Origin of the sequence: Rhodanobacter sp. Root627 (assembly GCF_001427835.1) — a bacterium.
Classification (GTDB): Bacteria; Pseudomonadota; Gammaproteobacteria; order Xanthomonadales; family Rhodanobacteraceae; genus Rhodanobacter; species Rhodanobacter ginsenosidimutans.
In genome coordinates this window covers 1204001-1228869 of record NZ_LMGW01000001.1, presented here as the reverse complement: position 1 = coordinate 1228869, position 24869 = coordinate 1204001, and the positions used below count along the sequence as shown (strand labels likewise).

Annotated in this window: 22 protein-coding genes; 7 read left to right on the top strand and 15 right to left on the bottom strand. The window is 66.0% G+C overall.

Annotated features, from left to right (window positions below; translation table 11 throughout):
* Positions 1-165: 165 nt before the first annotated feature.
* From ASD68_RS05725 to ASD68_RS05710, 4 genes are all read right to left on the bottom strand, one after another.
* A complete protein-coding gene (locus tag ASD68_RS05725) occupies positions 166-1197 on the bottom strand; it encodes an alpha/beta hydrolase (RefSeq protein WP_082545966.1) in 1032 nt (343 codons plus the stop codon).
* Between the two features lie 64 nt (positions 1198-1261).
* A complete protein-coding gene (kynU, locus tag ASD68_RS05720; protein WP_056604441.1) occupies positions 1262-2554 on the bottom strand; it encodes a kynureninase in 1293 nt (430 codons plus the stop codon).
* 35 nt (positions 2555-2589) lie between these two features.
* Positions 2590-3099 (bottom strand): hypothetical protein, encoded by a 510-nt coding sequence (locus tag ASD68_RS05715; RefSeq protein ID WP_056604438.1) that lies wholly within the window; start codon positions 3097-3099, stop codon positions 2590-2592.
* Entirely contained in the window at positions 3096-4130 is a 1035-nt protein-coding gene (locus ASD68_RS05710; RefSeq protein WP_056079907.1) for an amidohydrolase family protein, read from the bottom strand. Before ASD68_RS05710 ends, ASD68_RS05715 begins: the two co-directional genes overlap by 4 nt.
* A 212-nt stretch (positions 4131-4342) precedes the next feature.
* Between ASD68_RS05710 and ASD68_RS05705 the strand changes: the two genes are divergently transcribed.
* Positions 4343-4903, top strand: coding sequence for an ECF-type sigma factor (locus ASD68_RS05705; protein WP_056079905.1), 561 nt, complete (start codon positions 4343-4345; stop codon positions 4901-4903).
* 26 nt (positions 4904-4929) lie between these two features.
* On the opposite strand, the gene ASD68_RS05700 is transcribed toward ASD68_RS05705, so the two are convergent.
* The 8 genes from ASD68_RS05700 to ASD68_RS05665 form a co-directional block, all read right to left on the bottom strand.
* Positions 4930-7047, bottom strand: coding sequence for an FUSC family protein (locus ASD68_RS05700; protein ID WP_056604435.1), 2118 nt, complete (start codon positions 7045-7047; stop codon positions 4930-4932).
* Positions 7048-7843: 796 nt separating this feature from the next.
* Positions 7844-8407 carry an elongation factor P-like protein YeiP gene (yeiP, locus tag ASD68_RS05695; protein WP_056079900.1) on the bottom strand — a complete coding sequence of 188 codons (564 nt, stop codon included), beginning with the start codon at positions 8405-8407 and terminating at the stop codon, positions 7844-7846.
* 119 nt (positions 8408-8526) lie between these two features.
* On the bottom strand, positions 8527-9294 hold the full coding sequence (locus ASD68_RS05690) for an SDR family NAD(P)-dependent oxidoreductase (RefSeq protein ID WP_056079897.1): 768 nt from the start codon (positions 9292-9294) through the stop codon (positions 8527-8529).
* Between the two features lie 30 nt (positions 9295-9324).
* Complete coding sequence (locus ASD68_RS05685) at positions 9325-9906, bottom strand: GNAT family N-acetyltransferase (RefSeq protein WP_056079894.1); 582 nt, start codon at positions 9904-9906, stop codon at positions 9325-9327.
* Positions 9907-9961: 55 nt separating this feature from the next.
* A complete protein-coding gene (locus ASD68_RS05680; RefSeq protein WP_056079892.1) occupies positions 9962-10450 on the bottom strand; it encodes a GNAT family N-acetyltransferase in 489 nt (162 codons plus the stop codon).
* A 38-nt stretch (positions 10451-10488) separates the two neighbouring features.
* Complete coding sequence (locus tag ASD68_RS05675; RefSeq protein ID WP_056604432.1) at positions 10489-11391, bottom strand: hydroxymethylglutaryl-CoA lyase; 903 nt, start codon at positions 11389-11391, stop codon at positions 10489-10491.
* 86 nt (positions 11392-11477) lie between these two features.
* Complete coding sequence (locus ASD68_RS05670; protein WP_056604430.1) at positions 11478-13484, bottom strand: biotin carboxylase N-terminal domain-containing protein; 2007 nt, start codon at positions 13482-13484, stop codon at positions 11478-11480.
* A 156-nt stretch (positions 13485-13640) separates the two neighbouring features.
* Positions 13641-14435, bottom strand: a complete 795-nt coding sequence (locus ASD68_RS05665) for an enoyl-CoA hydratase-related protein (RefSeq protein ID WP_056604427.1) — start codon at positions 14433-14435, stop codon at positions 13641-13643.
* A 115-nt stretch (positions 14436-14550) separates the two neighbouring features.
* Between ASD68_RS05665 and ASD68_RS05660 the strand changes: the two genes are divergently transcribed.
* The 5 genes from ASD68_RS05660 (at position 14551) to ASD68_RS05640 (ending at position 18213) form a co-directional block, all read left to right on the top strand.
* Positions 14551-14796, top strand: coding sequence for a FeoA family protein (locus ASD68_RS05660; RefSeq protein ID WP_007081932.1), 246 nt, complete (start codon positions 14551-14553; stop codon positions 14794-14796).
* Positions 14793-16628, top strand: coding sequence for a ferrous iron transporter B (locus ASD68_RS05655; RefSeq protein WP_056604424.1), 1836 nt, complete (start codon positions 14793-14795; stop codon positions 16626-16628). Before ASD68_RS05660 ends, ASD68_RS05655 begins: the two co-directional genes overlap by 4 nt.
* Positions 16625-16918 (top strand): DUF6587 family protein, encoded by a 294-nt coding sequence (locus ASD68_RS05650; RefSeq protein ID WP_056079875.1) that lies wholly within the window; start codon positions 16625-16627, stop codon positions 16916-16918. The genes ASD68_RS05655 and ASD68_RS05650 overlap by 4 nt, the downstream gene beginning before the upstream one ends.
* A gap of 99 nt (positions 16919-17017) precedes the next feature.
* Complete coding sequence (locus tag ASD68_RS05645) at positions 17018-17356, top strand: cupredoxin domain-containing protein (RefSeq protein WP_056079872.1); 339 nt, start codon at positions 17018-17020, stop codon at positions 17354-17356.
* 5 nt (positions 17357-17361) lie between these two features.
* Positions 17362-18213, top strand: a complete 852-nt coding sequence (locus tag ASD68_RS05640) for an FTR1 family protein (RefSeq protein ID WP_056604421.1) — start codon at positions 17362-17364, stop codon at positions 18211-18213.
* Positions 18214-18246: 33 nt separating this feature from the next.
* Here ASD68_RS05640 and ASD68_RS05635 read toward each other — a convergent pair whose 3' ends face one another.
* The 3 genes from ASD68_RS05635 to ASD68_RS05625 form a co-directional block, all read right to left on the bottom strand.
* Positions 18247-19854 carry a carboxyl transferase domain-containing protein gene (locus ASD68_RS05635; protein WP_056604419.1) on the bottom strand — a complete coding sequence of 536 codons (1608 nt, stop codon included), beginning with the start codon at positions 19852-19854 and terminating at the stop codon, positions 18247-18249.
* A gap of 175 nt (positions 19855-20029) precedes the next feature.
* Positions 20030-20425, bottom strand: coding sequence for a hypothetical protein (locus tag ASD68_RS05630; protein ID WP_056604413.1), 396 nt, complete (start codon positions 20423-20425; stop codon positions 20030-20032).
* A gap of 160 nt (positions 20426-20585) precedes the next feature.
* Entirely contained in the window at positions 20586-21770 is a 1185-nt protein-coding gene (locus tag ASD68_RS05625; RefSeq protein WP_056604411.1) for an acetyl-CoA C-acyltransferase, read from the bottom strand.
* Between the two features lie 216 nt (positions 21771-21986).
* Between ASD68_RS05625 and ASD68_RS05620 the strand changes: the two genes are divergently transcribed.
* On the top strand, positions 21987-24854 hold the full coding sequence (locus tag ASD68_RS05620; RefSeq protein WP_056604409.1) for a S8 family serine peptidase: 2868 nt from the start codon (positions 21987-21989) through the stop codon (positions 24852-24854).
* The last annotated feature ends 15 nt before the right edge of the window (positions 24855-24869 follow it).

Here is a 24869-nt window from a genome sequence, read left to right as displayed (position 1 = left end):
TGCAGTCTCGGTCAGCCGGCGCGAACTCAGGTTCGGTGCAGCGGTTGGAGCGACGCAAACGAAATCATCATGGGTCGAGAGCTACGCTTCGCGCCGTTGCGGTTCGATTGATGGCGACCTTCAGTGCATCGGCGAGGGTGTCGGGTGCGGAGCCGATCATTTGCTTCAGTGTTTCGTGGTCTGATCCCGGGCGATGGCTACGGCCTGGTTCACTGCATCGATCACGACCTGTGGCTGGTCGTACTGGATGTAGTGCCCCGCGTTGGGCACGATCTCGTTCACGCCCCGTGATGACATGGCGGCAACGTCGAGGTGCAGCGATTCCCATAGCAGCGTGCGCTGGTTTCGCTCTTCCTGGGTTTCATCTGGCGCCTTCGGATAAGGGGAGTGGGTCAGCACGATGATCGGCATGTCGCCGTAGTGTTTGCGCGTGGCCCGTGTCTGATCGGCGCTCGCATAGGCCACGGATTGGCGTTCGGAAGCGATGGCGGCTTGCCAGCGCACGGTTGATGCGTACCGCAACTGTGCTTCGTTGATGGCCGGGCTTACGCGGGGATCGGGGTCGCCGACACATTTCTTGTAAGCCGGCGTGCCGGCGACGAGACCATGTTTCGCCTCGTTCACGCAGTTACCGTATTCCTTCAGGAAACTGTCCCATTTGGCCTGTTGTCCTGGCGCGCCGATGGCCCACCCGCGCGTCCACTGGTCTTCGTGCGAACCCTCGACCGACACCATGCCAACCACTTCATCGGGATAGCGGTCGGCATATACGCGGATGTACATGCCCGCGGCCGAGTGGCCCACCAACACGTAGGGCGGGGCGACATGAGCGACCTTCAGCAAAGTATGCAGATCGTCGGCGTTGTTGCTCGCCGTGCTCGGGCGGCTTGCGCCATCGCTGAAACCCAGCCCCGCCCGGTCGTAGGAGCAGGTACGTGTTCGGGTTGCGATAGCCGGTTGCACCAACGCCCATGAGATCGTGGAGTCACCCATGCCAGCGTCCAGGATTACCGTTGGTGAACCGGAGCCGAGGCAATAGAGGTTCATGCGGCGGCCGTGTCCCACGTCCACCAGTTGCTGTGGTTTTGCGTAGACGGGATTGGTGATCAACGGCTTGGCCGCCTTCTCGCCAACACACGGAGTCGAGGGCAGAACGCCCACGAGGAAACTTGCCATCACAGCGCGGCGTGCACTCATGTTTTCCCCTGTCCAAACAGTTGAAGCAGATCGGTGATCGGGTGGTTCCGACGAAGCGCGTGAATCAGCCAGTGCGTTGCCACGCCTGCACCGCCTCTGCAAACGCCAGGCAATCGGCAAAGCGGTTGTACAGCGGCACCGGTGAGATGCGGATCACGTCCGGCTCGCGCCAGTCGCCGATGATGCCGTGTTGCATCAGGTACTCGAACAGTGCCCGGCCACGCTCGCGGCCGTCGGTAACGCGGATGGACAGTTGTGCGCCACGGCGTTCGGGTTCTTCGGGTGTCACCACGTGCAGCAGGTCGTTCAACTGCGTGTGCACCAGCCATTCAAGATAGCCGGTGAGTTGCACGGATTTTTCGCGCAGGCGCGCCATGCCGGCGCGGCGGAAAACTTCCAGCGATACGCGCAACGGGGCCAGCGCCAGGATTGGCGGATTGGACAGTTGCCAGCCGTCGGCACCGGCCGTGGGGATGAACTCTGGCCCCATCTGGAAACGCGTGGCCTTGTCGTGGCCCCACCAGCCGGCGAAGCGGGGCAGCACGGCGTTGGCGTGGCGCGCGTGCACGAATGCGCCGCCGATGGCGCCGGGTCCGCCGTTGAGGAATTTGTAGCTGCACCAGATCGCGAAATCGGCGCCGCTGTCATGCAGCTGCAGCGGCAGGTTGCCCACCGCGTGGGCCAGGTCGAAGCCCACGCTGCAGCCGTGTCGATGCGCCAGCGCGGTGATCGCCGCCAGGTCGAACGCCTGCCCGTTGCGGTATTGCACGCCGGGCAGCATCACCAGGGCCGTGCGCGCGCCGTGCTCGGCCAGGACCTGCTCGATCGCCGCCAGCGACAAGGTGCCGTTGGGTTCGTCCGGTTCGATCTCGATCAGGTCGCGTGCGGGATCGAAGCCGTGGAAGCGGATCTGCGACTCCACCGCGTACCGGTCGGTGGGAAATGCGCCCGCCTCGATCAGGATCGCGGAGCGCGCGGGCGTGGGGCGATAGAAGCTGACCATCATCAGGTGCAGGTTCACGCCCAGCGTGTTCATCGTCACCACTTCGCCCGGTTGCGCGCCGACGATGGCTGCCAGGTCGTCACGCAGGAACTCGTGGTAATCCATCCACGGCAGGCGGCCCTTGAAGTGGCCTTCCACGCCCAGTTCGCCCCAGTAGTCCAGCTCCGCATTGACCGCGTCGCGCACGGCGCGCGGCTGCAGACCCAGTGAATTGCCGCAGAAATAGACGGAATCGACCGCGCGGCCACTGCCGTCCTCGTGCGGCGGAATCAGGAACTCGTCGCGGAAGTGGCGCAGGGGATCGGCGGCGTCGCGGGCCTGCGCCCAGGCGGCGCTGGCTTGGTAATCGTGCATGGATGAACTGTCCTCGCGGCGGATGCGTTTCGCGGTTACTTCAGTTGCGCGGCGATCGCATCGCAGCCCTTGTCGAATGCCGCTGCCCAGGTGGCACCGGCCTGGCTCTGCTGCGGCCGTACGCAACGCAGCTGGATCGAATGGTTGCCCTTGTACCAGTAGCGCTCGCTGTAGTTGAACTGCGCCCCGGCTTCCTGCGCGGTGTAGGTATAGGTGTTGTTCGCGCCGCCGTGGGCGGTGGCCGTGTAGCCGGGCAGGGCGGTGGCCTTGGCGGTGGCCTCGCCGACGTATTGCTGGAAGGCGGGGATGTCGGCGGTCTGCTTCACCGTCACGGTGACGCGGGCCAGACTGCTTTGCGCGGTGGGCGAGGGGTCCGGCACCTGGAACACGCGCGCCTCGGGGTCGCCCTCGGTTTCCATGATGTCCAGCCAGCCATTGGGGGTGGTGAAGTGGACCTGGCCATTGGCCATGCTCACGTCGGCGGCGTGCACGCTGGCGGCCAGCAGCATGGCGCTGGCGATAAGGACGGTACGCGGGAAGATCATGCTTGCTCCGATGGTGGGGCGTCAGGGGCGAAACGGTGTTTGGGCAGGCCCAGCCATTCCAGCGCGGTACCGTGGAACAGGCGGGCGCGATCGGCGTCGCCCCGTGCCAGTTCCTCGATGCCGCTTCCGGGCTGCTGTTCCCCCAGTGGGAAAGGATAATCGGTACCGAGCATGACCTGCTCGACGCCCGTCACATCCAGCAGATATCGCAAGGCCTGCTCGTCGTGCACGCAGGAGTCGAAATAGAATCGCTTCAGGTAGTCGCGCGGGTTGCGCGGGTTGTCGGTGGCGACCAGGTCCGGGCGCATGCGGAAGCCGTGCTCGATGCGGCCGATGGTGTAGGGAAAACTGCCGCCGCCGTGGGCCAGCATCACCCGCAGTTTCGGCAACCGCTCCAGCACGCCGCCGAACGCCAGGCAGCAGGCGGCGCGCGATTGCTCGGCCGGCATGCCAACCAGCCAGGGCAGCCAGTACTTGGGCATGGTGGCGGTGCCCATCATGTCCCACGGGTGCACCATCACGGCGGCGCCGAGATCGGCGGCGGCCTCGAAGAACGGGAACAGCTCCGGCGCGTCCAGGTTCCAGTCGCCGCAGTGGGAGCCGATCTGCACGCCTTGCAGCCCCAGCTCGTCGATGCAGCGTTCCAGCTCGGCGATCGCCAGCTCCGGCGCCTGCAGCGGCACCGTGCCGAGCGCCGCGTAATGGCGCGGATAGTCGCGGCACAGGCTGGCGGCGTGGTCGTTGAGATGGCGATGCAGCTCCAGCGCCTGGTAGCCCGGCGCCCAGTAGGAGAACAGCACCGGCACGGTGGAGATCACCTGCACGTCCACGCCGAAGCGGGCGTAATCGTCGATACGCTGCTGCGGGTCGAAGGCCGAGTCCCACACTTCGCGGAAAAAACGGCCACCCTTGTAGATGCGATGGCGCCCGTCGGAGTGGGTCATCACCGGAAAACGGTCGTTGCCGTACTTGGCCGCCAGATTCGGCCAGTCACGGGGGAGAATGTGCGCATGGCTGTCAATCTTCAGCATCCGGGCAGTGTAAAACCGGGCCGCGGCGGTGTCGTGCCGCGGTCGCACAATCCGGTGGCTGGAATGGCGCAGAAAGGTCGTCAGGAGGTGACATCCATCCAGACGCCAAATGGCTTTCCGGCTACGATAAGGGCTTGCATGCGGCAGTCTGGACGGGGTGAGGTCGGGGTTTCGGCCATCGAACCGCCGCCATGCGCGAGAGGCGGAATCCGATGAGCGATCAAGCCGAAGTCACACGCTTGCTGCATTCTGCGCAGTCGGGAAACCCGCAGGCGTTGAACGAGGCGCTGCGCCACATGTACGCGGCGCTGCACGGCATCGCCAAGGCCCAGCTCAACCGCGAGCAGATGGAGCGCACGCTCAGCGCGACGGCCCTGGTCAACGAGGCGTACCTGAAGGTTTTCGGTAGCTCGGAACCGCCGCAATGGGCCAACCGGCACCATCTGCTGGGCGTGGCCGCGCGTGCCATGCGTGAAGTGCTGGTGGATTCGGCGCGCCGGCGCAAGGCCGCCAAGCGGCCGCAGGAAGCCGGCCGCATGCAGTTGCTGGAGATCACCGCCGAGCTTTCCGACAACGTCGACTACGCCGTGCTGGCCGAATGCCTCGACCTGCTGGCTGCGCTGGACCCGCGCCAGGCAAACATCGTGGCCATGCGCTTTTTCATGGGCATGACCGGCGAGCAGATTGCCGCGGCGCTGGACATCTCCACCAGCACCGTGCAACGGGAGTGGCGCGTGGCGCGGGCCTGGTTGCAGCGCGAGCTGGAGCGCTAGCGGCCGCGCACCGACCTGGCCTCGGCTCAGGTTGCCTGGGTGGGTTTGCCCGGGTGGGAGCGCAAGCGCTGGCCATCCGAGGTGGTGACACTCTGTTGCACCACGTGGGCCAGCGTGTTCACGTTGTCGACCAGGCGGTCGCTGATGCGCGTCAGCAGGTCGGCGCCAGCGCGGTTCTCGGACATCAGCAGCAACACCACCAGCGTCTGCTGCAGGGCGCGCAGGTCGGGCAGGTCGATGGGCGCGCGTTGTTCGCGCAGGGCATCGGCGATCTCGCGCAGCGTGTTCGCCACCAGCTCGATGAAGTTGCCGGTTTCCCCTTGCTCGGGCAGGGCGTCGTTGTCGTCGATCAAGGCTTCCAGCGTCATCGCCGTGCGGGCCAGCCGGTTGCCGTTGGCGAACAGGGCGCGCGCCACTTTCAGAAGCTCGGGCGGCGTGGCAGGTTCGGCGCGCATGCGTTCGAGCGATGCCTGCGCGTTGCTGCGCCGGGTCCGCGCCGCGGTGCGGGTTTCGTGATGAGCCGTGCGCTGGCCGGGTTGCGCCAGCGCGGCCAGGTAATCGGCGTAGCCCTCCAGCATCCGGGCCAGGGCGGCGCGCGCGCGGCCGCGCTCCCACGTCGGCCAGGCGACGTAGGCGAACAGGGCCATGCCGCAACCCAGCGTGGTGTTGATCACGCGATCCATCACCGCCACGCCGGAATTGACGCCATCGAACGACAGCAAAATCACCACCGTGCCGGTCAGCGCCGCCACCGCGATGCCGTAGTGGGCGCTGGCCAGGTAGCGGAACGTCATGCACAGGATGGCCAGCAACAGCAGATGCGCCCATGGCTGGTCGGGGGTGACATGCAGCAAGACGGTGGTGACCACCAGGCCGGCCACCGTACCCAGCATGCGCAGCAGGCCGAAGTTGAAGGTGGCGGCGAAGTCCGGGCGCAGCACGATCGCCGCCGTCATCGGCAGCCAGTAGCCATGCGGCAGGCCCAGCAGGCGCGAGAGCCACAGCGCCGCCGTAAGGCACGCGGCCGTGCGTATGGCATGGCGGAACGCCACCGAGTGCACGGTGAGGTTGGCGCGCAACGTGGCCACGGTGGAGCTGCTGCGCAGTGCCTGAGGCAACTGCGTTTCCGCGGCCCGCGCGCGCAATTCACCCCGGCTGCCGGCCCAGTCGGCGTTGCGCACCGCGGCGGACAGCTGGCCGGTCAGCGCGTGCACGTGCCGGTTCATGCCGACGCTGCGCTGGGTGCCGTCGATCTCGGTCTCGCACGCTTGCAGCCATTGCAGCGAGCGGGTGGCCTGGGTGGGTGTCTCGCCTTCTTCCAGTGCCGTGGCAATGCCCGAAAGCACTTCGGCGGCCTGCTCGCGGAATTTGCGATAGACGTCGTTGTCCGCGTCCAGCTCGCCCATGGCGACGAATTCCAGCCGCATCCGCTCGGCCAGTTCCAGCAGCACGCCGAACGCTTCCATCGCCCGGCCATGCGAGCGGTGCCGGCCCAGCAAGGTGTGCTGCAGGGTGGTCATCGCGTCGGTCAGGGCGGGCGCGTCGGCGTTGTCCTGTGATGGCTGCGTGGCTTGAGCGGCCAGGCCGGTGTACACGGTGGCCAGTATCTGGCGCTCGGGCCAGTAGCGCTGCAACGGCCACGCAGCCAGCGAAAACAGCGCCAGCAACAGGCCGCCGCAAACAATCAACGCCGATGCGCTGGCCGCCTGCGCCAGTGGCATCGGCGTGGCCGCCGTGATCACCAGCAGGATCATGCTGGTCATGCCGACCCGGGCGGTATCGGTGCCGAACACCACCAGCAGCCCACCACAAAACCCGAACGCCGCGGTGGCCAGCAGGATCGGCAGCAGATGGCCGCCGATCAGGAACCCCAGCAACGAGGCCGTGCCGGCTGCCAGCGACGCCAGCAGCAACTGGCGCATGCGCTGCCGGTACGGGCCGGGCTGATCGGAGAACATCGTGTTGAGCGCGCCAGCGGCCACGCCCAGGCCCACCTGCGGATGGCCGGTGCCCAAGCCGATTGCCAGCGGCAACGCCACCGCCGCCGTATTGCGCACAACCACCCGCCACGGCACATCGGGTCGCTTGATGCGGACCAGACTCTCGATCGCGTGAGCGCGTAGCGAGTAGGCACTGCTGGACATGGTGTTCCTTGGCGCTACGGTTCGGGTTTACACGTGATGAGAGTAGCGCAGGAGAGGCGAGGCTTTGGGTGTTGTGGAGGCGGGTTGGGTGCACGTCGCGCCAGGTTTCCGTCCCGTCTTCGCTTGATGCGCGCAATGGGGGGCGAACAATCTCGTCAGACCCGTTATTCCAGCGAAAGCCGGAATCCAGGGCCTCTTTCAGCGGCTGGAAGTCACTGGATTCCAGCTTTCGCTGGAATGACGTGGTTTTTGGAGGTCCTGGGGCGCGAAATGTCGCTCACTTCATGCGAAGCGGGCTGAGGCAAGCAGCCATCCATGGAGCGCTGCCGCTCGGCTCCTGCCTCGCCCGAGCCTGACGCGCGGAATGCCTTTGGGCATTCCGCAAACGCGTTGGTGAGCTGAGGCAAGCAGCCGTCCATGGAGCGCTGCCGCTCGGCTTCCTGCCTCGCCCGAGCCTGACGCGGAATGCCTTTGGGCATTCCACAAACGCGTTGGTGAGCTGAGGCAAGCAGCCATCCATGGAGCGCTACCGCTCGGCTTCCTGCCTCGCCCGAGCCTGACGCGGAATGCCTTTGGGCATTCCGCAAACGCGTTGGTGAGCTGAGGCAAGCAGCCATCCATGGAGCGCTACCGCTCGGCTCCTGCCTCGCCCGAGCCTGACGCGTGGAATGCCTTTGGGCATTCCGCAAACGCGTTGGTAAGCTGAGGCAAGCAGCCATCCATGGAGCGCTGCCGCTCGGCTCCTGCCTCGCCCGAGCCTGACGCGCGGAATGCCTTTGGGCATTCCGCAAACGCGTCAGGCTCGACCACTGAATTCGCCGGTCAGGGTGTTGACCCAGACTTTCTCGCCGTTGGCGATGTACTCGGGCACCTGGATCTCGATGCCGGTCGAAAGGCTTGCCGGCTTGTTGCGCTTGGTGGCGCTGGAGCCTTTCATTTCGGGCGCGGTGTCGACCACGGTGAGGATCACGCTGCTGGGTACCTGCAGGCCCACCGGCGCGTCGTCGATCAGCTGCACGTAGTAGCCCTCGATGCCTTCGACGATGTAGCCGGCGTTGTCGCCGACCAGCTCGGGCGACAGCGGGTACTGGGTGTAATCCTCGGCATCCATGAAGACGAACGCGCCGTCGTCCATGTACGAGAAATTCGCCGCGCGGCGCACCAGATCCATTTCCCTGATGTCGTCGTCGGCGCGCAGGCTGAGGTCGTATTTGCGCCCGCCCGGGATCGAGTACAAGGTGAAGCGATAGGTGACATTGCCACCCCGCGCGCTGGGCGAGCTGCGCTCGATGTCGCGCACCTGGTACACGGTGCCTTCGTGCTCGACGACGTTGCCTTTCTTGGTATCGGAAGCTTTCATGGGTTCGACCGGGAATGGAGAATCGGGAATGGGGAATCGGACAATCTGTTCACAACGAAGGAAGCGGAAAGGGTGGGGAGCCGGCTTTTCCTATTCCCCATTCCCTATTCCCGATTCCCTCACTTGGGCTGCAACCTCACCGCCCCGTCCAGCCTGATCGTCTCGCCATTGATATAGCGATTGCCCAGGATGAAGGCCACGGTGTTGGCGAATTCGTCAGGCTGACCCAGGCGGGCGGGGAACGGGATCGACGCACTCAGCGAAGCCTGTACCTCGTCCGACATGCCGTCGACCATCGGCGTCCAGAAGATGCCGGGGGCGATGGTGGCGACGCGGATGCCGAAGCGGGCCAGTTCACGCGCCATCGGCAAGGTCATGCCCACCACGCCACCCTTGGAGGCGGAGTAGGCAGCCTGTCCGATCTGGCCCTCGTAGGCGGCGACGCTGGCGGTGTTGATGATCACGCCGCGCTCGCCATCCTCGCCCGCGTCGTTGTGCTGCATCAGCGCGGCGCCGGCCTTGGCGACATTGAAGCTGCCGACCAGGTTCACCATGACGGTGCCGGAGAAATTGGCCAGCGGCATCGCGCCCTGTTTGCCCAGCACGCGGCCGGCGCCCAGGATGCCGGCGCAGTTCATCACCACGTTCAGCCCGCCCATCGCGTGGTGCGCGGCGGCGGCGTTGGTGGCCACGCCATCTTCGGAGGTGACATCGGTGCGCAGGAAACGTGCGGCGTCGCCCAGTTCGCTGGCGGCGGCCTGGCCGTTGGCGTCGTTGACGTCGAACAGCGTTACCTTGCCGCCGCTGGCGACCAGTTGCCGCGCCACCGCCAGGCCGAGCCCGGAAGCGCCGCCGGTGATGATTGCCTTGACCTGATTGAGCTGCATGAGCCGTCCCCAGTGGGAAAGGCCGCCATCTTAACCGAGCGCGTCGTCGCCGTGACCCAGCCATGTCCGCAACGTTGCGGGCGCAAGCTGGGGAAATGGCGTGACCGGCCGGGGCGGGTTTGTCGCCGGTTGCAGCTCCTTCTGCCACACGCCCACGTCCCACCATTGGCCCAGCTTGTAGCCGCTCTGGCGCCACACGCCGGCCGGGGTGAACCCCATGGCTTCGTGCATCGCCACGCTGACCGTGCCGGGCAGGGTGATCACGCCCACAGCCTGGGTGATGCCCTGTTCACGCATCACCTCCAGCAGCACGCCGTACAACCGTCGCGCAATGCCACGCCGCTGCGCATTGCCGTGCACATAGATCGAGGTTTCGGCGATCCAGTCGTAGGCAGCGCGCTCGCGGAAACGTCCGGCGTAGGCATAGGCGAGCACGTCGCCGGCCTCTTCCCATACCAGCCATGGGTAATGCTGCAATTTGGCCCGGATGCGCCCGGCCATGGCATCCACGCCGGGCAGTTCGGTTTCGAAGGTGGCCACGCCGTCGGTGACGGACGGCGCATAGATGGCGTGGATGGCGGCGGCATCCCCGTCGCGGGCAATGCGGATCATCGGGTGACGGCCTTTCGCGCAGGGATGCAGGGATCGTGGTCGGGCATCGTCGCGCTCACAGGTCGCGGATGAAGTAGCGGTCGCAGCCGAAATGGCCGGTGCCACCGAGCGGCGCGCATAGCGGGGTGAAACCGCTGCGCTTGTACAACACTTGCGCGGCATCCATGCCAGTCAGGGTTTCCAGATAGCAGCGTTTGAAGCCATGCGCGCGGGCCGCGTCGAGGCAGCGCTGGATCATCGCGCTGCCGGCGCCGATGCCGCGCGCGGTGGGCAGGAAGTACATCTTGCGCAGTTCGCACACATCCGGCTCGGCGTTCTGCAGCGGCGCGACACCACCGCCACCGATCACCACGCCGTCGCGCTCGACCACGAAATAGCTGCTGCGCGGCTGTGCGTAGGAGGTGTACATCGTGTCCACCTCGGCATCGTTGATGGCGAAGCCGGGGCCGTCGGCGCCGAACTCGGGCATCACGGCGCGGATGATCGCGGCCATGGCCGCGTCGTCGTCGGGTTGGATCGGGCGGATCAGGAAAGTGTCGGTCATGGCGTGGGGTCGCCGCAGTGGCGGTGGAGGATGGTAGCTCAGGCGGCGGCGGTGCGCGCCCGGGTCACGCGGCTGGCGGTTTCCTTGTGGAGTTGGGTGGCCAGCCACGCGCCGGTGTTGATCAGCAGGTCGAGATCGATGCCGGTTTCCAGCCCCATGCCGTGCAGCATGTAGACCACGTCCTCGCTGGCCACGTTGCCGGTGGCGCCCTTGGCGTAGGGGCAACCGCCCGTGCCGGACACGGCGCTGTCGACCACGCGCACGCCTTCCTCCAGACAGGCCAGGATATTGGCCAGCGCCTGGCCGTAGGTGTCGTGGAAATGCACCGCCAGCGCCGCCATCGGTACCTCGCCGGCCACCGCCTTCAGCATGGCCCGCGCCTTGGCCGGCGTGCCCACGCCGATGGTGTCGCCCAGCGAAATCTCATGGCAACCCATCCGGTGCAGACGCTGCGCCACGCGCACCACGTCGCTCACCGGCACGTCGCCCTGGTAGGGGCAACCCAACACGGTGGACACGTAGCCACGCACGCCCACGCCATCGACCCGCGCCTGCTCCAGCACGGGCGCGAAACGCTCGATGGATTCGTCGATGGAGGCGTTGATGTTGCGGCGGTTGAATGCCTCCGAAGCGGCCGTGAACACGGCCACGTCGGTGGCACCGGCGGCCAGCGCGCGCTGGTAGCCCTGCATGTTGGGCACCAGCACCGGATAGCTCACGCCCGGTTTCTTGCGGATGCCGCCGAACACTTCCGCCGCGTCGGCCAGCTGCGGCACCCATTGCGGGCTGACGAAACTGGTGGCCTCGATGGTCTGCAAGCCAGTATCCGACAGCCGGTCGATCAATTCGATCTTCACCGCCGCCGGCAGCAGCGTCTTTTCATTCTGCAGCCCGTCGCGCGCGCCGACTTCGACGATGCGTACGTGGTCGGAAGAGGTCATGGCAAGCTCCGGATTGATGCAGGAGCGGCTTCAGCCGCGATGCGTTACGTTACGAAGAGCATCGCGACTGAAGTCGCTCCTACAGCTCATGTTTCGGCGAATTTCACCAGCACCGCATCCGCCTCGACGAATTCGCCTTGGGATGCGCTCACGCTTTCGATGGTGCCAGCGCGCGGCGCCTTCAAGGCCAGCTCCATCTTCATCGCCTCCATCACCAGCAGATCCTGGCCCTGCTCGACCTGATCGCCTGCCTGCGCCTTCACCAGCACGATGCGGCCGGGCATCGGCGCGATCACCTGGTTGCCGCCGGCCGCATCGCTGGCTTCCCAGGCGAACGCCACGGCGCGGGTGAAGCTGTAGCGCTGGCCGTCGGCGTCATGCAGCAGGACGTGCCGTGCATCGGCTCGCAGCGGCAGGCGCTGCGCCTCGCCGTCGAAGCGCGCGCTCAGCGCGTTTTCCAGCAGCCGCGCGCCGCGCACGTCGCAGACGGCCTCGCCATGACGCAGGCGATAGTCGCCGCCGTCGCCATGGGCTTCGATGTCGTGGCGTTGCTCGCGCCAGGTCAAGGCGATGATCCGTTTGCCGGCATGGCCGATGCGCCAGGCGTCGGCGCGCGCCCAGGGCGAATGCGGGTCGGCGGGTGCGCTGTCCACATGCGCTTCGTCATGCAGCAAGGCGGCGGTGGCGGCGGCGAACAACACGCGGTCGCCTGCCGCCGCGTCGCCCACCACGAATTCATCCAGGTGGCGATCCAGATAGCCGGTGTCGATGCGCCCTTCGGTGATGGCCGGATGCCGTGCCAGCCGCTCCAGAAAACCGATGTTTGACTTGGGGCCGATGATCTCGCTGGCCGCCAGCGCTTCGCGCAATCGCTGCAGCGCTTTCGCACGAGTGACATCGAACACGATCAGCTTGGCGATCATCGGATCGTAGAAGATCGTCACCGTGTCGCCTTCGACCACGCCGCCATCCAGGCGCACATGCGGCGACGGCTCGGGCAGGCGCAGCGTCTGCAGCTTGCCGGAGCCGGGCAGGAAATTCTGGTCCGGGTCTTCCGCGTACAGCCGCACTTCGATCGCGTGGCCGTGGGCGCGCACCTGATCCTGCTGCAACGGCAGCGGCTGGCCCGCGGCCACGCGCAATTGCCATTCGACCAGGTCCAGCCCCAGCGTCATCTCGGTGACCGGATGCTCGACCTGCAGCCGTGTATTCATCTCCATGAAAAAGAACTCGCCCGGGCTGCCATCGGCCCGCCGCGCCACGATGAACTCCACCGTGCCGGCGCCCACGTAGTCCACCGCTTTTGCCGCCGCCACCGCGGCCTGGCCCATGGCCTGGCGGGTGGCGTCGTCGAGCGACGGGCAGGGCGTTTCCTCCAGCACTTTCTGGTAGCGGCGCTGCGCCGAGCACTCGCGCTCGTTGAGGTGGATCACCTGGCCGTGGGTGTCGCCGAAGACCTGGAACTCGATGTGTCGCGGGTGCTCGACGTAGCGCTCCAGGATCACCCGCGCATCGCCGAACGCACTCGTCGCCTCGCGCTGCGCCGAGGCCAGCGCATCGGCGAATTCCGCCGCATCGCGCACGATCCGCATGCCCTTGCCGCCGCCGCCGGAGGCGGCCTTGATCATCAGCGGGAAGCCGGTTTTTTGCGCCTGCCCCGCAAGGAATGCCGCATCCTGGTTTTCGCCGTGATAACCCGGCACCAGCGGCACCGCGTGTTTCTCCATCAGCGCCTTGGCCGCGGCCTTGGAGCCCATCGCGTCGATGCTTTCGGGTTTCGGGCCGATGAAGACAATGCCGGCGTCGGTGCAGGCGCGGGCGAAACCGGTGTTTTCGGAAAGAAAGCCGTAGCCGGGATGAACCGCCTGCGCGCCGGATTTTTTCGCCACCTCGAGAATGACATCGCCGCGCAGGTACGACTCGGCCGGGCGCGGCCCGCCGATCGGCCAGGCTTCGTCGGCCAGGCGCACGTGCTGGGCATCGCGATCCGCTTCCGAATACACCGCGATGGTGTGGATGCCCAGGCGCCGGCAGGTGCGGATCACGCGGCAGGCAATCTCACCGCGGTTGGCAATCAGGACGCGTTCGAACATGGGGTATTCCTGCAACCGTTTGATGGTGGTGCAAAGCTTGTAACGCTAACAGATAGGCGCATGGCAACCGATGCGCGGCGCAGCATGGAAATGCCCGTCAAGCGGTTCGCCGAGCAGGCTTTCGGCGGCCAACGACTGCACGGCTTGGCCATCGCTTCAGAGGCCGCCCACCCATGCCGGTGCGCGCTTGTCGAGGAAAGCGGCGAGCCCATGCTGGCCTTCCTCGGAAACGCGCAGGCGGGCGATCAGCGCCGCATTCTCTTCATCGATGCGCTCGGCCTGCGCCGCGTCCGCGCCACCGATGCGCAGCGCCAGTTGCTTGGCTTCGTGCTGGGCGTTCGGGCCTGCCTTGCCCAGCAGATGCAGCTGGCGTGCGATGGCTTCGTCGAGTTCACCCGCCGGCACGCTGGCGTGAAGCAGGCCGATGCGGGCCGCCGTGGCGGCGTCGAACACTTCGCCGGTGATGAACAGCCGCCGTGCCTGGCGCAGGCCGATGGCGGCGACGACATACGGCGAGATGACCGCCGGCACCAGACCCAGCTTCACCTCGGACAGGGCGAACTTGCTGCCGTCCACGCCGATGGCGATGTCGCAGCAAGCCACCAACCCCACGCCACCGCCATAAGCGGCGCCGTTGACCCGTGCCACGGTGGGTTTGGGCAGGTATTGCAGCGTGCGCATGAGGCGGGCCAGGCGCAGGGAATCGGCGTGGTTCTCCGCCTCGCTGGCGCTGGCCATGCCGCGCATCCAGTTGAGGTCGGCGCCGGCGGAGAAACAGCTGCCGTTGCCGCTCAGCACCACGGCGCGCACGGCCGGATCGGCACCGGCCTGTTCGAGGGCGAGGGTGAGCGCGGCGATCAGCGCGTCGTCGAACGCGTTGTGGACCTGCGGCCGGTTCAGCGTGAGCCAGCAGATGCCGTCGCGCCGTTCGCTGAGGATCGAGTCGGTCATGAGTGCATCCGGCAAAGAACCGCATCATAAACGCTGCCCGCGGATGACCGTGTCGTGCGGTGCAACCGGCCACGTGAGGGGATACAATGCGAACAATTCTTATTTGAGAAAAGCCGTGCGCCTTTCCGAGCTGCCCAAGGGATCTCCCGCCGTCGTCGACCGCGTGGATGATGCGCACGCGTCCGACCCGATTGCACAACGTTTACGCGACCTGGGCTTTGTCGATGGCGAGCCGTTGCGGGTGGTGGCGATCGGCCCGATGGGCGGCGATCCGTTGTTGATCCAGATCGGCTCCACCCGCTTTGCGCTGCGTCGCGCCGAAGCGGCCCGGGTCAGCGTGCGTGTCGAGGTCGCCGCGTGAGTGCTTCCACGCTGAAGATCGCGCTGGTCGGCAACCCGAACTGTGGCAAGACGGCGTTGTTCAACCAGCTCACTGGTGGCCGCCAGAAGGTGGCCAATTACGCCGGCGTCACGGTGGAGCGCAAGGAAGGCCGCTTTACCGCGCCGTCCGGCCGGGTGCTGCAATTGCTGGATCTGCCCGGCACCTACAGTTTCGAGGCCAACAGCCCGGACGAGCAGATCACCCGCGACGTCTGCGCCGGCAATTACCCGGGCGAGACGCCACCGGACCTGATCGTCTGCGTGGCCGATGCCACCAACCTGCGCCTGCACCTGCGCTTCGTGCTGGAGGTGAAGCGGCTGGGCCGGCCGGTGGTGCTGGCGTTGAACATGATGGACACCGCGCGCCAGCGCGGCATCGTCATTGACGTGCCGCAATTGCAGGAACGGCTCGGCCTGCCGGTGGTGGAAACCATCGCGGTGAAGCGCGGCGGCGCCAAGGCGTTGATCGAACGCGTGGATGGCGAGGTGCCCGCCGCCGCGCCGGTGCAAGCGGACGATGCGGCCAGTCGCGCCGATCTGCATGCGCAAGTACGCGAACTGTTGGCGGCGACGGTGACGATGCCGCGCGCCACGGCCGTCATCGACGATGCGCTGGACCGCTGGACGCTGCACTCCGTATTCGGCCTGATGATTTTGGCCGTGGTGATGTTCCTGGTGTTCCAGGCGGTGTACTCGATCGGCAAGCCGATGACCGACCTGATCGGCGACGGTTTCGGCTGGATGGGCGCGCAGGCCGCCGCGCTGATGCCGGCCGGGCCGCTACAGAGTCTGGTGACCGACGGCCTGTTCGGCGGCATCGGCACGGTGCTGGGTTTCCTGCCCGAGATCCTGGTCCTATTCCTGTTCATCATCGTGCTGGAGGAGTCGGGCTACCTGCCGCGCGCCGCGTTCCTGCTCGATCGGCTGATGCTGTCGGTGGGGTTGACCGGACGCTCGTTCATTCCGCTGCTGTCGAGCTTTGCCTGCGCCATTCCCGGCATCATGGGCACGCGCAGCATCCAGGACCCGCGCGACCGCCTGGCGACCATCCTGATCGCGCCGTTGATGACCTGCTCGGCGCGGTTGCCGGTGTATGCGCTGTTGATCGGCGCGTTCATACCCACCCGTCGCGTGTTCGGCGTGTTCAACCTGCAGGGCGTGGTGCTGTTTGCGTTGTACCTGGCCGGCATCCTGGGCGCGATGGCGGTGGGTTGGGTGATGAAGCACATCCGTCGCGACAAGAGCGAGCACGCGTTGCTGATGGAGCTGCCGTCGTATCGGTTGCCCAAGGTGCGCGATGTGGCGATCGGCCTGTACGAGCGCGGCGCGATTTTCATGAAGCGCCTGACCGGCGTGATCCTGGGCCTGACCATCCTGATGTGGTTCATCTCCACCTTCCCGTCGCCGCCGGCGGGCGCCACGGGGCCGGCCATCGAGTACAGCTTCGCTGGCTATATCGGGCGCGCCTTGCATTACGTGTTCGCACCGATCGGTTTCAACTGGCAGATCAGCCTGGCGCTGATCCCGGCTTTCGCCGCGCGCGAAACGGCGGTCGCGGCGCTGGCCACGGTGTACCTGGTCGGCGGCGAGGCGAGCGGCCTGGGCCAGGCGTTGGCGGGGCAGATTTCGCTGGCCAGCGCGCTGTCGCTGTTGGTGTGGTTTGCGTATGCGCCGCAGTGCATGTCGACGCTGGCGGTGATCCGCCGTGAAACCGACTCCTGGCGCAACGTGGCCATCTCGTTCGGCTACATGTTCGTGCTGGCGTACGCGGCGTCTTTCGTCGTTTACCAGGTAGCGAGCGCGCTGGCATGAGCATGGGGCTGCAATACGTGATCGTGGGGCTGATCGTGCTGGCCAGCGTGTTCATCGTGTTGCGCAAGCTGGCGCCCAAGCTCACCAACCGCTGGCTGGCGGCGGGGTCCATCCGCTTCAACCAGAAAGATCGGCCGGCCTGGGTACGTGCGTTCGGGCGCCGGCTGAAGCCTAAGGAAGCCACCGGCGATTGCAGCGACGGTTGCGCCACCTGCGGCGCCTGCGGGCCCAAGCCGCCAGCCGGTGCGCAGGTCGAACCACAGCCGCTGGAATTCAGGCCTCGGCGCTAGGCTGAAAATCGAGCCCTTCTTGCCGATGTACCCGTGTTCCGCTTGAGCTCATTTGTGAGAATGATTATCATTAGCTGATCAAGGTCGTCGGACATCGTCGTGAAATACACAGGATCCATCGCGTTTGGGGTGTTGCTGTCGATCGCCACCTCGGGGCTTGCCGTGGCTGCCGAGTCGAAGGATTACACGCTGGTGCTGCAGGACCACCGCTACCAGCCCACGGAGTTGCACATTCCGGCCGACACGCGAGTGAAACTGGAAGTGATCAACAAGGATCCCTCGCCGGAGGAGTTCGAGAGCAACGATTTTCCGGCCGAGAAGATCGTCATGCCGAAAAGCAGCGCCACACTTTTCGTGGGCCCGTTGAAAGCCGGCCGCTACCACTTTTTTGGTGACTTCCATCAGCCCACCGCACAGGGCACGTTGATCGTGGAGTAGGGCGCATGTGGGCTATCGCATTGCTGGTTTTTCGCGAGGTGCTGGAAGCGGCGCTGATCGTCAGCGTGGTGGCTGCGGCCACTCGCGGCGTGCGTCAGCGCGGCTTGTTCATCGGCGGCGGCATTGCGCTGGGCGTGGTCGGCGCGGCGTTTGTCGCCTGGTCGGCTGACTGGCTCGCCGCAGCGGTGAGTGGCGCGGGCCAGGAGGTTTTCAACGCGGGCGTGTTGCTGGCCGCCGTATTGATGATCGGCTGGCATGTGGTGTGGATGTCCAGCCACGGCCGCGAGCTGAGCCGGCAGATGCAGGCCATGGGCAGCGCCGTGAAAGCGGGTGCCAGTTCGATGGTGATGCTGCTTGCGGTGGTGGCGTTGGCGGTGCTGCGCGAGGGTTCGGAGATCGTGCTGTTCCTGTTCGGCATGCGCGCCGGTGGTGCGGACCACTTGTGGGCAGGTTTGTCGGTCGGCGTGGTCGCCGGTGCGGCCCTGGGTTACGCGCTGTACGCCGGATTGCTGCGCATTCCCCTGCGGCATTTCTTCAGCGCCACCAACGCGATGCTGGTGTTGCTGGCCGCGGGCCTGGCATCCACGGCGGCGCGTTATCTGATCCAGGCGAACATCGTGCCGGCCCTGGGTTACCGGTTGTGGGACAGCTCGTGGCTGCTCGCCAATGGTTCGTTGCCGGGGCAGGCCGCGCATGTCCTGGTGGGTTACGACGCGCAACCGGCGGGCATGCAGATGCTGTTCTTCGCGTCGACCTTGCTGCTGCTCTGGGCTGGTGCGCGGTGGGCGCGCGGGCATGCTGGTGCAGCGGTCGCAAAGCACGCGCCGCCGGACGGCCTGGGCCAACCCGCGCAGTAGCTGCGCCGGCCAGTCAGCGCACCTGCGCGCGGCTTACATCCGGAACACGCCGTAGCGCTGCGGTTCGATCGGCGCGTTCATAGACGCGGAGATTGCCAGGCCCAGTACGCGACGGGTGTCGGCCGGATCGATGATGCCGTCATCCCACAGCCGCGCACTGGCGTAATAGGGATGGCCCTGGCGCTCGTACTGCTCGCGGATCGGCGCCTTGAACGCCTCTTCCTCGGCGGCCGGCCATTCGCCGCCACGCGCCTCGATGCCGTCGCGCTTGACCGTGGCCAGCACCGATGCGGCCTGCTCGCCACCCATCACCGAGATGCGCGCGTTCGGCCATGTCCACAGGAAACGCGCGCCGAAGGCGCGGCCGCACATGGCGTAGTTGCCGGCGCCGAAACTGCCACCGATCACTACGGTGAATTTGGGCACGTGCGAGCAGGCCACGGCGGTAACCATCTTCGCGCCATCTTTCGCGATGCCGGCCTGCTCGTATTTCTTGCCGACCATGAAGCCGGTGATGTTCTGCAGGAACACCAGCGGCACGTTGCGCTGGTTGCACAGTTCGATGAAGTGCGCGCCCTTGAGCGCGCTCTCGGCGAACAGGATGCCGTTGTTGGCGATGATGCCGACGGGATAGCCGTGGATATGCGCGAAGCCGCAAACCAGGGTCTTGCCGTAGCGCGCCTTGAATTCGTGCAGTTCGGAACCGTCGACGATGCGCGCGATCACTTCGCGGATGTCGAACGGGCGCCGGGTGTCTTCCGGAATCACGCCGTAGAGCTCTTCGGCGGGATATTTCGGTTCCACCGGCGCCCGAAGCGCCAACGGCATGGACTTGACCCGGTTGAGGCTGGCGACGATGTCACGGGCGATCGACAACGCATGCGCGTCGTTCTCGGCGTAATGGTCGGCCACGCCGGAGATGGACGTATGGACGTCTGCACCGCCCAGGGTCTGCGCATCCACCACTTCGCCAGTGGCCGCTTTCACCAGCGGCGGACCGCCCAGGAAGATGGTGCCCTCGTCGCGCACGATGATGGTTTCGTCGCTCATCGCCGGCACATAGGCGCCGCCGGCCGTGCACGAGCCCATCACCACCGCGATCTGGGGAATGTTCAGCGCAGACATCCGTGCCTGGTTGTAGAAGATGCGGCCAAAATGCTCCTTGTCGGGAAACACTTCGTCCTGCAATGGCAGAAAGGCGCCGCCGGAATCGACCAGGTAGACGCAGGGCAGGCGATTTTCCAACGCCACTTCCTGCGCCCGCAGATGCTTTTTCACCGTCATCGGGAAATAGGTGCCGCCCTTGACCGTGGCGTCGTTGGCGACCACGACCACTTCCAGCCCGTTGACGCGACCGATGCCGGTGATCAGCCCCGCTGCCGGTGCTGCGTTGTCGTACATGCCGTGAGCGGCCAGCGGCGACAGTTCGAGGAACGGCGAGCCCGGATCGAGCAGGGCGCGGATCCGCTCGCGTGGCAGCAGCTTGCCGCGTGCGGTGTGCTTGTCGCGGGCCTTTTCGCCACCACCGTTGCCCGCGTGGGCCAGTTGGTCGCGCAGGTCGTTCACCAGTGCTTGCAGGCGCGCATGGGCTGCCTGGTAATCAGGGGAACGAAGGTCGATCTGCGAGGCGATGACACTCATGCTGACAGGTCCATGGATTTTGCCGGGTATTGGCGTGGTCGATCCCCGATGATAGCCGTGGCGGTGGTTTCAACCAATTGACTCACTCATCGTTTCGACCGGTGGTGCGTGCCGAATGACGGGCAAAAAAAAACGGCCGCACAAGGCGGCCGTTTTTTCGGAAACCAGCCAGGGATCAATTACCCTTCTTGGCGTCTTCTGCAGCGTCTTTCGCGGTGCTGGCAGCGTCTTTCGCAGCGTCGGCAGCCTTGTCGGCCTGGTCGGCAGCGTTCGAAGCGGCGTCCTTCGCCTGGTCAGCAACGTTGCCGGCCGCGGTGGAAGCAGCGCTGGCAGCCTGCTGGGCCTGCGTAGCCGCCTGACCGGCAGCGTCAGCCGCGGTGTTGGCCTGATCAGCAGCCTGCACCGCTTCCGTGGTCGGAGCCTGCGCAGCAGCCTGCTGCGCGGTATCAGCAGCCTGCTGAGCCGTATCAGCGGACTTCTGGGCGTCCTGCGCGGAATCCTGCGCGCCGTTGCTGCATGCCGCCAACAGCGCGACGAGCGCGGAGGCGAGTAGGGTACGCGTAAACTTCATGGTGGATCTCCTTTGCCGTGGAATGCCGTTTGGCCGTGTATTAATAGCGCTTTCGTCGAACCTGCGCCACATTTTTATAGCAACGCTTCAGTGCACATTAAAAACCGGTTTAACCCGCTTTCATTGGCGGAGCGGATTGTTGCGCGTCCCGCGTGAGGGTTCAGTCTACGGATTCGACCGCAATCGCGGTTGCTTCGCCACCACCAATGCACAAGGTGGCGATGCCGCGCTTGAGGCCGCGCGTTTTCAATGCGTTGAGCAGGGTGACCACCAGTCGCGCACCGCTGGCGCCGATGGGATGGCCCAGCGCGCAGGCGCCGCCATTGACGTTGATCTTGTCGCGCGGGATGCCGAGTTCGCGCATGGGTGCCATCGCCACCACCGCAAATGCCTCGTTGATCTCGAACAAGTCCACGTCGGCAATATTCCAGCCGGCCTTTTCCAGCACCTTGCCGATGGCGCCGACGGGCGCGGTGGTGAACCATTCCGGTTCCTGCGAATGGGTGGCGTGGGCCACGATGCGGGCCAGCGGGGTGAGGCCGCGTGCCTTGGCGTCGGCCGCGGTCAGCAGCACCACGGCGGCGGCGCCGTCGGAAATGCTGGATGAGCTGGCGGCAGTGATGCTGCCGTTTTCCTTGCGGAAGGCGGGCCGCAAGCTGGGGATCTTGGCGATGTCGGAGCGACCCGGCTGCTCGTCCGTATCGAACCGCACATCACCCTTGCGGCCGCTGACGGTGACGGGGACGATCTCGTCGGCAAACGCGCCGTTCTTCTGCGCGGCTTGTGCGCGCTCGACCGAGCCGATCACGAAGGCGTCCTGCTCTTCGCGGGTGAAATGGTATTTGTCCGCGCACAGTTCGCCGAAGACGCCCATCGACTGGCCGTCGTAAGGGTTGGTCAGGCCATCCCACGCCATGTGGTCGACCAGCTTGCCGTCGCCATAGCGGATACCTGTGCGCGCATTGACCATGTGCGGGGCGTTGGTCATCGACTCCATGCCACCGGCTACCACGATGGTGGCCGAGCCGGCCTTGATCAGGTCGTGGCCGAGCATGATGGCCTTCATGCCGGAGCCGCACACCTTGTTGACCGTGGTGGCACCGGTGCTTGCGGGCAGCCCGGCGGCCAGCGCCGCCTGGCGGGCTGGCGCCTGGCCCAGGTTGGCAGGCAGCACGCAACCCATCAGCACCTCGCTGACGTCCGCTGCGGCCACGCCGGACTGCTCCAGCGCCGCGCGAATCGCGGTGGCGCCAAGCGTCGGCGTGGGAACGCCGGTGAACTGGCCGAGGAATGAACCGATTGCGGTGCGCTTGGCACCAGCAATGACAATGCTGTCGTCCGACATGGGGGGTCTCCGCAAAGGCTTGGAAAGGCGTGAACGCCTGCAGGATATTCAGCGGATTATCGCAGTTGCCGCAGAGGCCCGGCAAATCTACGTGAATGTCGTAGCAGCGCGCCCGTGCGGTATCTCGTGAGCTTTTCGTTGTGTCAGTATCGGAATTGCGATGCCGTATTGGAGTGTACGCGGCGCTTGGCTGTTGGGGATCAAACGGGGACCACCATGGAAAAAATCGAACCGAAGTCACGTTGCTGTGAAACGGCACTGGTGATTGGCATGGCGCTGGCGTTGAGTGCCTGCGGTGGCGGTGGCGGTGGCGGTGGCGGCGGTGTAAACGTGCGTCCAACGCCGACACCCACTCCCGCGCCCGCGCCAACACCCGCACCGACCCCGGTGCCCGCTCCCGCTCCCGCTCCCGTGCCCAGTCCCGCGCCGGTCGATCCTCCATTCGACGCCCAGCTCAGCATCACCGGTGCGGACAAGGCGCACGCGCAGGGTTTCGATGGCAGCGGCGTCACGATCGGCGTGGTGGACAGCGGCATCATGCGCAACCATCCGGCCTTGGCGGGGCGCGTTGTGAAAGCGTTGACTTATATCGACCCCGCCATCAACAACACCGCTGTTGATGACGTGATCGGCCATGGCACCTGGGTGGCGGAGATTGCAGCGGGCAAGGCGTTCGATGTTTTCCCGGGCGGTGTCGCGCCGAATGCGAAACTGGTGTCGGCACGCATCATCAGCGATGCTCCGCCACCGGATGATGGCACTGGCCAGGGAAACCAGGTCACCGATGCCGACCCGCTTGGATCCATCAACGATGACCTGATCGCCAACAACGTCAAGATCACCAACAATTCCTGGGGTGGCCTGTATTGGCCGGCCAGTGCCACGGCTACCACCCAGAGTTTCCATGACGCCTACGCGCCGTTTGTCAAAACCTGGGGTGGGCTGGTGGTGATGGCCGCGGGCAACAGCGCCGAAGCCAATCCGAGCGACGTTGCCGCCTTGCCCAGCCGCGCTCCTGACCTCGAAGTGGGCTGGCTTGCGGTTGTGGCGGTGGACAGCAACAATCCGACCACGCTGGCCAGCTACTCCAATGCCTGCGGCGTGGCGAAGAACTACTGCCTGGCCGCACCCGGCGACGTGATCGTCAGCGACAAGGACGACACCAGCACCGACGCGACCTACCTGGTCGTTGCCGGCACCTCCCTGGCCGCGCCACAGGTTTCCGGGGCCGCGGCGCTGGTGTGGCAGGCCTACCCGTATTTCACCAACGATCTGGTGCGCCAGACCCTGCTGGGCACCGCCGACGACCTGGGCGCCGCAGGCGTGGACAGCGTGTTCGGTTACGGCCGGCTCAACGTGGCCAAGGCGGTCAACGGCCCGGCCAGGTTCGACTGGGGCGACGTCACGGTGGACGTGCCAAGTAGCTCTCGCTGGAACAACCCGATCTCCGGCGCCGGCGGCTTGGTCAAGCAGGGCCTCGGCACGCTCACCCTGACCCAGCCGGCGACGTACACCGGCACCACCCAGGTGCAGAACGGCATCCTGGTGGCCAAGGCGCTGGCGTCCGACGTGGAGATCGGCGCGCAGGGCGTCCTGGACAAGACGCACGCCATCGGCGGCAACGTGGTCAACAAGGGCGTGCTTGCCGTACGCGGCGGCAACGTTGATGTGGCGGGCAACTATTCCCAGCAGGGTGGCAGTAGCCGATTGGCCGTATCGCTGGGGTCGTCGCTCGACGTGGCCGGTACTGCCACGCTGTCCGGTGGCGATCTCTTCGTTCTCGGTACCGAATCGGGCTACGTCGTGAACGCGCATACCAACGTGCTGACCGCCACCGGCGGACTGACCGGCACCTTCAGCGGCCTGAACAAGGCCTCCAACGTGACCTTGCTGACGGCCACCATCAATTACGACGCCAACAACGCATGGCTCAATGTCACTCAGGTGAATGCCACCACCGTATCGGGGCTTGCCTATACGGCGGCCTCGTACGGTGCCGCGCAGCGGGTCGATGCGGCGTTCGGCCAGATCAACAGCCAGCTCAGTGGTGGCACGTCGGGCAGTGCGGCAGTCAGCAGCGGCTTCATCAAGGCGGCAGCGAGCCTGCAGCGCACAGCCAACGTCGAAACGCTGCAACGCTCGCTGGAAAGCCTGTCCGGGCAGTTGCATGCGGCCAGCACGGCGATGACGTTCGAGGCGATCGATGCCGGTACGCGCGCCTTGTCGGATCGTTTCGACAACCTGCTGAGCACACCGAGCGCAGGTGGCTGGACGCAGAACCTGGGCTATCACGGCGGAATGTCGCGCAGCGGCTACAACGAGGTCGGTTACGACCTCAGCGGCTGGATGGCCGGCCAGGACTATCGTATCGGCGGCAACGGCGTGGCCGGCTTCGCGTTGAGCCAGAGCCAGGGCCTTGGCCGCCTGGCCGAGAGTGCGGACCAGGGCCGCAGTCACGCGGTGGAAGGCATGTTGTACGGCGGCGTGATCGATGGCGCGTGGTACACGATGGGCCGCTTCGGCATCGGCAGCTATCGCGAAAACATGCGGCGCACGGTTGAGCTGGGTGCGCAGTCCAGCAGTGTCAGCAGCCGAAGCGGTGGCCGTTACGGCGTGGCTTACGGGGAAAGTGGCTACCGCCTGGCGTTTGGTCGCAGCGTTGTCACGCCGTATGCCAACCTGCAGTACGCGCAGATCCGACGCGACGGTTTCAACGAACTGGGCGGCGCCGGGTTCGGGTTGAAATCGGAGGCGCAAACTGTTGCGCGCTGGCAGGCCGGTCTGGGTGTGCGCGCCACCCGCGGATGGCAGTTCGACCGCGGCGGCAGCGTGCAGTTGCAGACGCATCTGCTGTGGCAGCAATCGTTCGGGATGCGCGGCGACGTGTTCCAGGCCAGCTTCAGCGGCGTGAATCAATGGGCGCCGGTGGGTGGTATCGGGCTGGCGCGCTACGGCGGCATGGCGGGCGCGGCGCTGGACTGGACATTCAGCCCGCGGGTCAGTTTCCAGTTGGGCTACGACCAGTATCTGGGTCAGCGCCAGCAGGCGAAAATGGCAACGGCCAGCTTCAATTGGGTGTTCTGAAGCTAGCTCTTGCTC